Annotated in this window: 11 protein-coding genes; 5 read left to right on the forward strand and 6 right to left on the reverse strand. The window is 69.9% G+C overall.

Features of this window, described 5'->3' with window-relative positions; genetic code table 11:
- Positions 1–42: 42 nt before the first annotated feature.
- On the forward strand, positions 43–1,245 hold the full coding sequence (locus tag CRM89_RS21105; protein WP_098085783.1) for an erythromycin esterase family protein: 1,203 nt from the start codon (positions 43–45) through the stop codon (positions 1,243–1,245).
- 4 nt (positions 1,246–1,249) lie between these two features.
- Here the strand turns inward: CRM89_RS21105 and CRM89_RS21110 are convergent, their stop codons facing one another.
- Complete coding sequence (locus CRM89_RS21110) at positions 1,250–1,744, reverse strand: hypothetical protein (protein ID WP_098085785.1); 495 nt, start codon at positions 1,742–1,744, stop codon at positions 1,250–1,252.
- Between the two features lie 205 nt (positions 1,745–1,949).
- Here CRM89_RS21110 and CRM89_RS21115 point away from each other — a divergent pair, with 205 nt between their 5' ends.
- Positions 1,950–2,603, forward strand: a complete 654-nt coding sequence (locus CRM89_RS21115) for a bifunctional 2-polyprenyl-6-hydroxyphenol methylase/3-demethylubiquinol 3-O-methyltransferase UbiG (protein WP_098085787.1) — start codon at positions 1,950–1,952, stop codon at positions 2,601–2,603.
- Here the strand turns inward: CRM89_RS21115 and CRM89_RS21120 are convergent.
- Positions 2,594–3,196 carry an alpha/beta family hydrolase gene (locus CRM89_RS21120; protein WP_098085790.1) on the reverse strand — a complete coding sequence of 201 codons (603 nt, stop codon included), beginning with the start codon at positions 3,194–3,196 and terminating at the stop codon, positions 2,594–2,596. The genes CRM89_RS21115 and CRM89_RS21120 overlap by 10 nt on opposite strands.
- Before the next feature lie 225 nt (positions 3,197–3,421).
- Between CRM89_RS21120 and CRM89_RS21125 the strand changes: the two genes are divergently transcribed.
- Positions 3,422–5,248 (forward strand): acyl-CoA dehydrogenase, encoded by a 1,827-nt coding sequence (locus CRM89_RS21125; protein WP_060594024.1) that lies wholly within the window; start codon positions 3,422–3,424, stop codon positions 5,246–5,248.
- Positions 5,249–5,397: 149 nt separating this feature from the next.
- The gene (locus CRM89_RS21130) at positions 5,398–6,483 is read left to right on the forward strand and encodes a DUF4185 domain-containing protein (protein WP_011211986.1); all 1,086 of its coding nucleotides are present in this window, start codon (positions 5,398–5,400) and stop codon (positions 6,481–6,483) included.
- Between the two features lie 442 nt (positions 6,484–6,925).
- On the opposite strand, the gene CRM89_RS21135 is transcribed toward CRM89_RS21130, so the two are convergent.
- From CRM89_RS21135 to CRM89_RS21150, 4 genes are all read right to left on the reverse strand, one after another.
- Positions 6,926–7,216: a hypothetical protein gene (locus CRM89_RS21135; RefSeq protein ID WP_098085792.1), complete on the reverse strand. Its 291-nt coding sequence runs from the start codon at positions 7,214–7,216 to the stop codon at positions 6,926–6,928.
- 90 nt (positions 7,217–7,306) lie between these two features.
- Positions 7,307–7,585, reverse strand: a complete 279-nt coding sequence (locus tag CRM89_RS21140) for a hypothetical protein (RefSeq protein WP_098085795.1) — start codon at positions 7,583–7,585, stop codon at positions 7,307–7,309.
- 191 nt (positions 7,586–7,776) lie between these two features.
- On the reverse strand, positions 7,777–8,160 hold the full coding sequence (locus tag CRM89_RS21145; RefSeq protein ID WP_060594021.1) for a hypothetical protein: 384 nt from the start codon (positions 8,158–8,160) through the stop codon (positions 7,777–7,779).
- 452 nt (positions 8,161–8,612) lie between these two features.
- Entirely contained in the window at positions 8,613–10,601 is a 1,989-nt protein-coding gene (locus CRM89_RS21150; protein WP_098085798.1) for a VanW family protein, read from the reverse strand.
- A 302-nt stretch (positions 10,602–10,903) separates the two neighbouring features.
- Between CRM89_RS21150 and gnd the strand changes: the two genes are divergently transcribed.
- A complete protein-coding gene (gene gnd / locus CRM89_RS21155; protein WP_098085802.1) occupies positions 10,904–11,932 on the forward strand; it encodes a phosphogluconate dehydrogenase (NAD(+)-dependent, decarboxylating) in 1,029 nt (342 codons plus the stop codon).
- Positions 11,933–11,975 lie beyond the last annotated feature (43 nt).

The raw sequence follows: 11,975 nt of genomic DNA on the forward strand, positions 1-11,975 counted from the left end.
GTTCGAGGCTGGGCGCGAACCGTTCGATCGCTGGGAGGAACCATGAACACCGTTGTCGCCGAGCCCGCAGTCCGCGAGTGGCTGCGGGCCACCGCCGTACCGGTCACGGAATCCGACGCCGGCCTGTCCGCGCTGGTCGAGCGACTCGGGCGGGCGCGCATCGTGGGGCTGGGCGAATCCACCCGGTTCTCGCGCGAGACATTCGGCATCAGGGACCGCATCTTCCGGGCCCTGGTCACCGAGCACGGATTCCGGGCGCTGGCCGTGCAGGACGGCGCGCGGTCCGGCGAACGCCTGGACCGGTACGTGCGCACCGGTGCGGGCGATCCGCGCGGCGTGCTCGCCGGGGCGTGGCGGCCGTGGCGGACCGTCCAGATGGCGGCGACGTTGGCGTGGATCCGCGCGTTCAACCAGCGGCATCCCGACGACCAGGTCGCGGTCTTCGGCGTCGAGCCGCCCGCCGCCGAACCCGCCGACTACGACCTCGTCCTCGACCACGTGCGCCGCGTGGCGCCCGAGCGGGCACCGCAGGTCGAAGCCCATCTCGCCCCGATCCGCACCGCACACCGGATCGACGAGCACGTCCAACGACACCAGGGCATCCACCCGGGCCGCCCGTTCGCCGAGCACGCCGCCGACGCGCTGGCCATCGTCGAAAGCCTGCCCACCGCGCCCGGCACCGACACCGCCCGCGCCGCGATGCGCCTCATCCTGCGGTTCCACCGCACCAGCGTCGCGGCGACCGGATTCGCCGCCGACGAGCGGGACGCCGCCGACCGCATCGACGACTGGCAGCAGCGCACCGGCGCGAAGATCGCCTACTGGGACGGCATCGCGCACACCAGCGGCGTCGCCCTCGGCGTCGGCGCGTCCGCCTTCGCGGGCGCGGGCAGCCACCTACGGGCCCGGCACGGCGCGGAGTACGCGTCCGTGGCGATCGGGTTTCACCACGGCGACCTCGGCGTCGCGCACGCGCCTGCCCCGCGCCCCGACCTGATGGACGCCGTTCTGGGGACGGTCGACCTGCCCGCGTTCGCTCTCGACCTGAGGGCTTCGGCGCCCGAGCCGGTGCGGGCCTGGTTGCGGAGTCCGGCGAAACTGCGGGTGATCAGCGGCGTCTACGACCCGGCCGAGGACGAGAAGGCACACATCACGGTCCCCTCGCCGGCCGAGGCGTTCGACGCGCTGGTGTTCGTCCGGGAGACGACGCCGGTGGAGTGGTTCCCGGAGTTCGACGGGCGGTAAGGGGCTATTGCTTCTTGCCTGCGGCGCGAGCGGCGCCCTCCGGCCAGATCACATCCACCGGCAGGCCGCGCGCCCGCGCCGACTCGACCACCGAGGCGGTGCCACCGGACTGTCCGGCGGCACCGTCCCACACGGCAACCAGACGGTCCACACTCCCCAGCACCGCCTCGTTCGCGACTTCGTAGGCGTCGCGCCCGGCGTCGTCGAAATCCATCACCCGCACCCGCGCGGCCCGCTCCACCAACGCGTCGAACTCCGCCGCGTGATCCGGCTTCACCTTGACGGCCCGGTAGTTGCGCGAGGGCAACACCACCTCGAGTCGCCCGCCCACGTCGAGCACCGCCCGCGCGAACACACTGTCGGCACCGCGAGCCAGGCACGACACCCCGACCACCTCGTTCGGATCGTGCTGGGCGAGCAACGCCCGCACCGCGTCGTAGACCTTCACCGCAGTGGGCTCGGTGATGTTCATGTGCCCGCTGACACCGATCCGCACCATGCCCGACCCCCTCCTCACACCGTCGCCACCAGAGGCCGCATCCGCTCCCGCAGGTCAGCACGGCCGGATATCTGGAACTTCGCATGCGGTTCTACACGGCCCCAGGGCTTTTCGCGATCCGGTCGACGGTGTCGGGTTCCGTCGCAGGGAACAGGGCACCGGCAGCGGTACCGGACCGTCGGCTCCGCCGCAATACACTCGCAGCATGGATGCGGCCGACTGGGACGAGCGGTACGCGCAGAGCGAACTGGTCTGGGGTGCGCCGCCGAACAACACGGTGGTGGAGTACGTCTACGGCCTGCAGCGGCGCACGACGGCGGAGGACGAGGGCCGGTTGCCGCGCGCGCTGGATCTCGCGTGCGGTGAGGGGCGCAACGCGCTGTGGCTGGCGACCCACGGCTGGGAGGTGCACGCGGTCGACTTCTCGCAGGTCGGCATCGACAAGGGGCGGACGGTGGCGACCCGGCTGTCGCGCTCGGTGCGGAGCCGGATCACCTGGCAGTGCGCGGACGTCACCGATCTCGACGCGGCGGGCGTCAGCGGCCCGTTCGACTTGGTGCTGATGGTGTTCCTGCACCTGCCCGAACAGCAGCGGCGCGCGGTCGTGCGGGCGGCGGCCCGGCGGCTGGCGCCCGAGGGCACCCTGCTGGTGCTCGGCCACGACAGCACCAACCTCACCGACGGTCACGGCGGCCCGCAGGACCCCGCGATCCTGTTCACCCCCGACGACATCGCCGCCGACCTGGCCGACGAACCGGACATCAGGATCAGGATCGCCGACCGCGTCCTGCGCCCGACCGAGGCGGGCGAGGCCATCGACGCGCTGGTGGTGGCGAGTCGCGATCCCGCTCAGTCCTGACCGGACCACCGCCGCAACCACGGCTCCACCGTCGCGACGATGACGTCGAATCCGCCGCGGAACGAATGCGGCTGCCCCGGGATCACCCGCACCTCGGCGGCGTCGGCGGCATCCGGCACCCCGAACGGGTCGTTGGCCCCGTTCACCACGACCACCGCCACCGGCGCGGCCGCCAGCAACTCGTCCCGCCGGGTCTTCTCGGGTTTGCCCGGCGGATGCAGCGGGAACGACAGCGCCAGCACCCCGCGCGCCCCCGCCGCCACGGCGGTCCGGCAGGCCACCCGCGCCCCGTTGCTACGCCCGCCCTGCACCAGGGGTCCCTGCGGATACCGGGCACGCACAGCCGCCACGATCTCCAGCCAGGCCGCGTCCTGCTTGTCCGCGGCTCCCGGCGCCCGCCGGCCGGCCACCCGGTAGGGCTGCCTCGCCCTGGCCACGACACCACCCAGCGCCAGCGCCGAATCCCTAACCACCAGTAGGTCTTTCGCGTCCACGCCGCCACCTGAGCCGTGCGTGAGCAGCAGCAGGAACCGGGGGTCGGGCGGCACGTCCAGCTCGACCTCGGCCGGACCCGCACTGGTCTCGATGCGCACACCTCACCGTAACCGCAGCGTGCAGGTGATATCCGCGTCCCGGTCAGCGGCCTGTTTTTCACATCACATTGCCGTCCGGGGACTTTTGCGCGGGCATTACCCGGCGGTAATATCGGTTAAAGTTACCCGCGAGTAGCATGCGGAAAGCCGGTTCGCCGGTGGCGACAACGGGCGGGAACGGCACCACACCGACCGCACCAACTCAACGGAGAGTGAGTACAAGACATGGGTCACTACAAGAGCAACGTCCGCGACCTGGAGTTCAACCTCTTCGAGGTCCTGGGTCTGGGCAGCATCCTGGACAGCGGCGCCTACGGCGACCTGGACACCGACACCGTCAAGGAGATGCTCAACGAAGTGCGTCGCCTGGCCGAGGGCCCGCTCGGTGAGTCCTTCGCCGACGCCGACCGCAACCCCCCGGTCTTCGACCCCGAAACTCACTCGGTGACCCTGCCCGAGTCGTTCAAGAAGAGCTACAAGACCCTCGAAGAGGGCGGCTGGGACAAGTTCTCCGTCGATGAGGAGCTGGGCGGCATCAAGTTCCCCCGCACCGCCTACTGGGCCATCGCCGAGCTGATCCTGGGCGCGCAGCCCGCCGCCTTCATGTACGCCGCGGGCGCCGGCTTCGCCAACATCTTCTACAACAACGCCACCGAAGAGCAGAAGAAGTGGGCCAAGATCGCCGTCGAGCAGGGCTGGGGCGCCACCATGGTGCTCACCGAGCCCGATGCCGGCTCCGACGTGGGCGCGGGCCGCACCAAGGCCATCAAGCAGGAGGACGGCTCCTGGCACATCGAGGGCGTCAAGCGGTTCATCACCTCCGCCGACTCCGACGACCTGTTCCCGAACATCATGCACCTGGTGCTGGCGCGCCCCGAGGGCGCCGGGCCGGGCACCAAGGGCCTGTCGCTGTTCTTCGTGCCGAAGTTCCACTTCGATCCGGAGACCGGTGAGCTGGGCGAGCGCAACGGCGTGTTCGTCACCAACGTCGAGCACAAGATGGGCCTGAAGGTCTCGGCCACCTGTGAGGTCACCTTCGGCGGCCACGGCGTCCCCGCCAAGGGCTGGCTGGTGGGCGAGGTGCACAACGGCATCGCGCAGATGTTCGAGGTCATCGAGCACGCCCGCATGATGGTCGGCACCAAGGCCATCGCGACCCTGTCGACCGGCTACCTGAACGCGCTGGACTACGCCAAGAACCGCGTGCAGGGCGCCGACCTGACCCAGATGACCGACAAGGCCGCCCCGCGCGTCACCATCACCCACCACCCCGACGTGCGGCGCAGCCTGGCCATGCAGAAGGCCTACGCCGAGGGCCTGCGCGCGGTGTACCTCTACACCGCCGCCCACCAGGACGTCGATGTGGCCGCGCAGGTCTCCGGCGCCGACGCCGACCTGGCGGCGCGCGTGAACGATCTGCTGCTGCCGATCGTCAAGGGCGTCGGCTCCGAGCGCGCCTACCAGTACCTGACCGAATCGCTGCAGACCTTCGGTGGCTCCGGCTTCCTGCAGGACTACCCGATCGAGCAGTACATCCGCGACGCCAAGATCGACAGCCTCTACGAGGGCACCACCGCGATCCAGGCGCAGGACTTCTTCTTCCGCAAGATCGCCCGCGACCGCGGCGTCGCCCTGGCCCACGTGGCCGGGCAGGTGCAGAAGTTCATCGACGCCGAGTCCGGCAACGGCCGCCTCAAGGCCGAGCGCAAGCTGCTCGCCACCGCCCTCGAGGACGTGCAGGCCATGGCCGCCACCCTCACCGGCCACCTGATGGGCGCCCAGCAGGACCCGAAGGAGCTCTACAAGGTCGGCCTGGGTTCGGTGCGCTTCCTGCTCGCCGTCGGCGACCTGCTCATCGGCTGGCAGCTGCTGCGCCACGCCGAGGTCGCGATCGCCGCCCTGGACAACGGCTCCGACGAGCCCTTCTACCACGGCAAGATCGCCACCGCGCAGTTCTTCGCCCGCAACGTCCTGCCCGAGCTGACCGCCACCCGCGCGATCCTGGCCAACCTGGACAACGACATCATGGAGCTCGACGAAGCCGCGTTCTGAGCGGCTCCGCCCGACATCCGCTGAGAGCGGCCCGGATCTTCCGGGCCGCTCTCGTCGTTTCACCGACACCGGCCCGCCCGCTTCCCTTCCGCGCGGAACCAGGCAGAATATGGCGGGCAGACCGCGCGCCACCCAGAAGGGATCCCCGGATGAAACGATCGCTGTCCGCACTCGCCAGATTCGGCGTGCTCGCCGCCGCCTGCAGCGTCGCGCTGGCGGCCCCCGCCGTCGCCGACCCGAACAACGTCAACCCCATCCCGGTGCTCAACGGCTGGCGCGGCCTGCCCGACCTGCCCGGCCCCACCGAGGCCGTCTTCCAGATGACGGGCATGGACAGCCCCAACCGCACCCAGAACGTCAACGTCCTCGGCACCGACCTCGGCATCATGTGGGACGACGGCGCCGGCCGCATGATCACCGCCTTCGGCGACAGCGCGGGCCTCGGGTTCCCCAACCTGCTCGCGGGCAGCATGTGGGCCTGGACCTCCAACGTGCTGTTCCGCAGCAGCACCAAGGACCCCTCCGACGGCATCTACTTCGACAGTGTCGTCCCCAACCCGCTGCCCAGCCCGAAGATCCCCGGCATCGAGATCAGCCTCATCCCCACCGCGGGCGTCTCCGTCGGCGGTGTGCAGTACATGAGCATGATGTCGGTGCGCGAATGGGGCGACCACGGCAAGTGGCATACCAACTTTGCCACCCTCGCCGCCTCCGGCGACGGCGGCCAGACCTGGGCCCAACTCACCCACACCCGCCGCGCCAACATCGACGGCCACGAACGGTTCCAACAGAACGCTTTTCTGAAGAACGACGGGTTCGTCTACCGCTTCGGCACCCCCGCCGGACGGGACAATCCCGGCTTCATCTCCCGCGTGCGCGAAGCCGACATCGCCAACATCGACGCCTACGAATACTGGGACGGGCGGGAGTGGAAGCTCAACGACCCCAAGGCATCCGCGCCGATCGTGGGCAACGTCGGTGAACTGTCGGTGCAGTGGAACGACCACCTCGGACAGTTCGTCATGCTCACCACCGACCCGGCGAATTCCGTTGTGATGCGGACAGCCTCGGCACCGGAAGGACCGTGGAGCCCGCCACGGGTGTTGGTGGATGCGCGGGACCTGCCGTCCGCCTACGCGCCCATGATCTTCCCCTACCAGACCGGGGACGATCTGTACTTCCTGCTGACCGTGCACAGCCAATACAACGTGCTGCTCATGCGAACACCGTTGTGAGGGGACGTTTCGAATAGACGTCCGCCCCGTAGCGGAGATTTCCCCCACCCGGGAAAACGTATCCCATGTCACGGATAAGGGAGCGGCCTCACCGCGTCCACGTATTCCACCAGAACGGGTGATGGCCGTATACCCAGCCTTTCCAGCTCGCAGGAGAAAACCGAACGTATCCGCGCGTCAGTTCTCGCGCGCCCACAACTCCTCGGCCCGTAGCCCCTCCAAACGCGCCTCCTCCATCCGCGGACGAAACCACGCCGGAATGTTCTCCTCCGACCGCGGGAATCCAATGGTCCTTCGCCGACGACCCCGGCAACGACGGTATCCCGATTGTCGACCTACCGGCAGTCACGCGCCGGCACCCGGCAGGCGTACAGCACCTTTCGCAGGACGTCGAACTCCTCCGGAGTGCGCAGAAACGGCCTTCTCGGCTTCTCCGCGCGGGTTACTTCTCCGGGGGGAGGATGGGCGGGGCGAAGACGTCTTCGAGCGGGGTGGGGCCGGTGTAGCGGCGGCAGTTGCAGCGGACCCATTCGCGCAGGCCGTGGGTGCCGCGGCGCGAGGTTTCGGCGTGGCAGGTGCCGTCGGTGCGGTCGTGCAGGGCCAGGTCGTGGCCGCAGCCGCAGCGGGCTGTCAGCTGCGGGTTGGACCGGGTGCGGCGGCGGGGGACGAACCGGCCGAGGAGCCAGCCGATGCCGACCAGACCGCCACCGACCACAAGGCTCAATGGATCCATGTAGGGAGGATACGGAGCGACGCCGGTGCGGGTCGAGAGGTCGGGGGGACGGCCCGGAGTGCGGGCCGTCCGAAGCCTGGAAGGGCCCGCTCAGGCGGCCGAGCCGGTGCCGATCAGATTGCCGAGCGCGGTCAGCAGGTTCGACGAGCCGGCGCTCCAGCCGTCGAGGTAGGGGTTGGTGTAGCCGGCGGTGGGGAGTGGCTTGACGCCGCCGGAGCCGGTGGTGATGAGGGTGGCCAGGCCGTCGACGAAGTTCGCCGAGCCGGTGGCGGAGCCGGTGCCGACCTCGTCGGCGGCGGCCATGCCGGTGCCGGCGAGCACGAAAGCGGTGGCGGCGACAGCGATTCCGAGCGCGCGCATCTTGCCCATGATTCTTCTCTTTCGACAATCATCGGCGACACCGTGCCACCGACCGGCATATGCTCGACGCCCGAGATTTGCGTGGGTCGTCCGGTCGGTGAACAGGGTGCGAATGCTGCGTGTCGGTCGGAAAGTCCTGCCGGTTCAATGATTTACGCGCGCACCGGCGTGGTTTTCCGTTCGGAATTGTCCGGCGGCGGTCAGGGAGCGGGGGTCTCGCCGGGGGCTGCGGACGAACCGGAGGACAGCAGTTCCAGCAGCGCGGGCAGCAGCTGGGCCGAACCGGTGTCGACGGGCGTCTCGTCGGCGACCTCACCGGCAGGCGCCTCGGACGAACCGGACGACAGCAGCTCCAGCAGCGCGGGCAGCGCCTCCGCCGAGCCTGTGCCGACCGGCGCCTCATCAGCGACCTCACCGGCAGGCGCCTCGGACGAACCGGACGACAGCAGCTCCAGCAGCGCGGGCAGCGCCTCGGCCGAACCGGTGCCGGTGGCCGGAGTCTCTTCGGCGGTCGCGGCACCGGCGCCGGCGAGCACCAGGCCGGCGGCGGCGACGAGGGCGATGCCGAACGTACGAATCTTCACAGTGAATACCCCTCCGGGACAGTTTATTTCCGTCGATCACGTATGTGATCAATCGAGAATTTTTCTATCACGGGCGTTTCGGCGCGCACACTATTTCGCGCACCGGCCGATCCGGCGGTTTTCGCTGATTATTAGCTGTTCGCGCGGTGAAATTCTCGGTTCGAAGACACCCGAGCGACCGGCCCGCGGAGCCGACCGTCGGTGGCTGCGGTACGCCCGAGCTGGGCACGAGCGACGGATTCCCCGGTCGATGCGTGTTTCCGAGCAGCGGGTGGCGGCCGCCCGCCCATGAAATCCCCGGCAATTCCCACCATTCGACGGCAACCGTCGCGAAGGCGCCGTGCCCCCAGAATTACCGGCAGGTCAGCAACCGGAAAGCTAGCGTGTGATTTGTTTCACAAAAATGAACTGTAACGTTTCCCTGCCCCCTATTCAGGGGTATCAAGAGCGGTTCACTCGCACTTGACGATCGGGATGGGGTCGTACTTCACCGTGCGGGTGGTCCGGGAGATCTCGCGGCCGGTCTTCCGGTCGGTGATCACGCGGGTGTCGCTGACGGTGAAGCCGGGGGCGCCCTCGGAGGCGATGCAATCCTTGCCCTTGGGCAGGGTGATGGTGGTGGGCTCGGTGGGCTTGGTGCGTTCGCCGGTGATGGACTCGACGTTGACGGTCTTGGTGCCCCACAGGCGCACGGTGACCTCCGAGTCGGTGGCGAAAGCTTCGATGTAGACGCCGGATTCGGTGTTGTTGCGGAACTTGAGGTCGATGGCGCCGTCGAAGACGGTGGCTTCGCGGGCGGCGGGGTAGCGGGAGATGTAGTAGCTGTGTTCGGTGTGGCCCGCGTCCTCCAGGCCGGCGAAGTAGGCGGCGTTGTAGAGGGTGGTGGCGAACTGGCTGATGCCGCCGCCGACGGCGGTGCTCGGGCGGCCGTGGTCGATGATGCCGGACTCGACGTACCCTTCGGCCGTGCCGCGCGGGCCGGTGAACCCGTTGAGCGAGAACGTTTCTCCCGGGCGCACCACCGCGCCGTTGACCTTGCGGGCGACGGTGCGGATGTTCACCCCGGACGGTCCGCTGAAACCGCTGGTGGTGAATTCGCCCATGGGCTCGACGATGCCGAGCTTCTCGGCGGCCTCGGTGGTGAGCTTGGGCTCGACCTTCTCGTAGACGGCCTGGGCGGTGCGCTGCTGGGCGACCAACAGCGCGGGCAGCTGTTCGAGGGTCTTGGCCCAGTTGACCTTGTCGCCGACGACGGCGGGCACCACCCGGGGCCTGCCGCCGGTGAGGGCGAAGGTGGCGTCCTTGGGTTCGATCTCGGAGGTGGCCAGCTGCGGGGCGAGCGCGGCGACCGCGGCGTCGTGGTTGTAGTTCGCCGCGAGTCCGCCCTGGCCGTCGGGGGTGAAGGACAGCACGGTCGCGATCTGCTGCGGGGTGAGCACGGCCCTGGCGCCCTTGCCCTCGAACACGACGTCACCGCTCACGGCGGGCAGGGCGATCTCCCGCAGAGCGCGGTCGACGGCCTCGGGCTGGACGGTGAGCGGTGCGGGGACGACCGGGAGGGTGAGCGGGTCGCCCTCGATCCAGTGCTCGATCATCTCGGTGCGGGCGGCGGCGCGGTCCAGGACGCGGCCGGGGACCGGCGGCACGGCGACGGGCTGGGCGCTGTCGAAGCGGATGGTGCCTTCGACGGTGGGCTGGTCGTGCACCTTCAGCGCGTCGAGCTGGCGGTCGAGCGCGGCGTCGTCGACGGTGCTGGCCACCGCGACGTGGCGGGTACCGAACAGGGAGATGAAGCGGGTGACCGGGTTGATGGGCTGACCACCGATGCGGTCCCAGGTGCCCGCCCAGTCGATGCCGAGCCCCGCGGCGGCGGGGACCATCCGGTCCTGCACGTCGCCGATGCGCAGCGGCACCTCCTGGTCGGCGCGGCCGTCGAGGGCGGCACGCAGTCTGGTGTCGGCCTCGTCGATGTCCATGCCGCCGATGTCGACGCCGGCGACCACGACGCCGCGCGGCACCTCACCGGCGCTGAGCGCGGCGTCGGCGGCGTAGGCGATACCCGCGACGGCCAGCACGGCGCCGACGGCGAGTCCCGCGCGCCGGGCGGTGCGCTGCTGCCACCATGGCCCGGGTCGCTCACCGCCGGTGCGTCCGGGCGGTACCGTCGGGCGTCGCGGCGGGGCGCCCGCTCCGGGCGCGGGTGCGCCGGCACGGCCGGTGCCGATGGGCACGGTGGGTGAGGAATCACCGGGCCACTCCGCGCCGTCCGCGCTCTGCCGCGGGACGTCGCTCTGTTGCGGACCGTCGGTCTGCTGGGGGACACGGAACTGGGTGGTGGGCGCCTCGGCCAGCCGGTTCGATTCGAGGAGCTGGCGCAGACCGACCTCGCCGCCCGCTCGGCGGCCCTGACCGTGGCGTCCGGTGCTCGACTCGCTGGTCACGAACCGTCCTTCCGTGCAGATCTCCCTCGCGGGCCCGCCACCTGCGGACCCCCGGCCACGATACCGACCTCTCCGGACATCGTCAGCCCGGCGAAAAGGGGCAGCAAACAGCACGCAACGGGTCGGACGGGGCATCGGTGAGCGCACACGAATAAGGCTCCGCGCAGTTGCCGGGTCGGGGGTCTGGCAACTGCACGGAGCCGATCTGTTTATCGGGGCAGCGCACCGCGCGTTACACATCGCGCGCAGAATCGAGAAGAAGGCCACCGGAGCACCGCTCACCCCGAGGAGAGAGGGATCGAATGCAGCTGGGAATGATCGGCCTGGGCCGGATGGGCGGCAACATCGTCCGCCGGATCGTCCGTGACGGGCACACCGCCGTCGGGTACGAACGCAAGAGCGCCAACATCGAGGAACTGCGGGCCGAGCTGGGCGAACGCTTCCAGGGCACGACCGACCTGCGCGAGTTCGTCGCCGCCCTGGAGACGCCGCGGGTGGTGTGGGTGATGATCCCGGCGGGCGCGACCGGGGCGGTGATCGCCGAGGTGGCCGAGCTGCTGGAGCCGGGCGACATCGTGATCGACGGCGGCAACAGCCGCTACCACGACGACATCCGGCGGGCCGAGGAGCTGAAGCCGAAGGGCATCCACTACGTCGACATCGGCACCTCGGGCGGGGTGTTCGGCCTCGACCGCGGATTCTGCCTGATGATCGGCGGGGAGCCGGAGCCGGTCGCGCATCTCGACCCGCTGCTGAAGTCGATCGCCCCTGGCGTGGACGCGGCGCCGCGCACGCCCGGCCGCACCGGCGAGCCCACCCCCGCCGAACAGGGCTACCTGCACTGCGGACCGGCCGGCGCCGGGCATTTCGTCAAGATGGTGCACAACGGCATCGAATACGGGGCGATGGCGGCCTACGCCGAAGGGCTCAACATTCTCCACAAGGCCGACTACGGTCTGTCGCACTCCGGGGAGTTCTCCGCCGAGGAGACGCCGCTCGAACACCCCGAGCACTACCGCTACCGCATCGATGTGCCGCAAGTCACCGAAGTGTGGCGGCGTGGTTCGGTGGTGGCCTCCTGGCTGCTGGACCTCACGGCGGCGGCGCTGCACGCCGACCCGAACCTGGATTCCTTCGGCGGCCGGGTGTCCGATTCCGGCGAGGGTCGGTGGACGCTGGACGCGGCGATCGATACCGGCGTGCCCGCGCCGGTACTGGCGGCGGCGCTGTTCGGGCGGTTCTCCTCGCGCGGGGAGTCGCTGTACGCCGACAAGGTGCTCTCGGCGATGCGCAAGGCCTTCGGCGGGCACAACGAATTGCCGCGGACATGAGCGAAGGCTCCCCCGGCGTCGCCCGGGGGAGCCTCCGTCACCT

Source organism: Nocardia sp. FDAARGOS_372, from assembly GCF_002554515.1.
Taxonomy (GTDB): Bacteria; Actinomycetota; Actinomycetes; order Mycobacteriales; family Mycobacteriaceae; genus Nocardia; species Nocardia farcinica.

Coding starts and splice junctions, on each gene's coding strand:
- gnd (WP_098085802.1), top strand. CDS start 10,904: ATGCAGCTGGGAATGATCGGCCTGGGCCGGATGGGCGGCAACATCGTC.
- CRM89_RS21140 (WP_098085795.1), bottom strand. CDS start 7,585: ATGGGCAAGATGCGCGCGCTCGGAATCGCTGTCGCCGCCACCGCTTTC.
- CRM89_RS21115 (WP_098085787.1), top strand. CDS start 1,950: ATGGATGCGGCCGACTGGGACGAGCGGTACGCGCAGAGCGAACTGGTC.
- CRM89_RS21110 (WP_098085785.1), bottom strand. CDS start 1,744: ATGGTGCGGATCGGTGTCAGCGGGCACATGAACATCACCGAGCCCACT.
- CRM89_RS21105 (WP_098085783.1), top strand. CDS start 43: ATGAACACCGTTGTCGCCGAGCCCGCAGTCCGCGAGTGGCTGCGGGCC.
- CRM89_RS21135 (WP_098085792.1), bottom strand. CDS start 7,216: ATGGATCCATTGAGCCTTGTGGTCGGTGGCGGTCTGGTCGGCATCGGC.
- CRM89_RS21130 (WP_011211986.1), top strand. CDS start 5,398: ATGAAACGATCGCTGTCCGCACTCGCCAGATTCGGCGTGCTCGCCGCC.
- CRM89_RS21125 (WP_060594024.1), top strand. CDS start 3,422: ATGGGTCACTACAAGAGCAACGTCCGCGACCTGGAGTTCAACCTCTTC.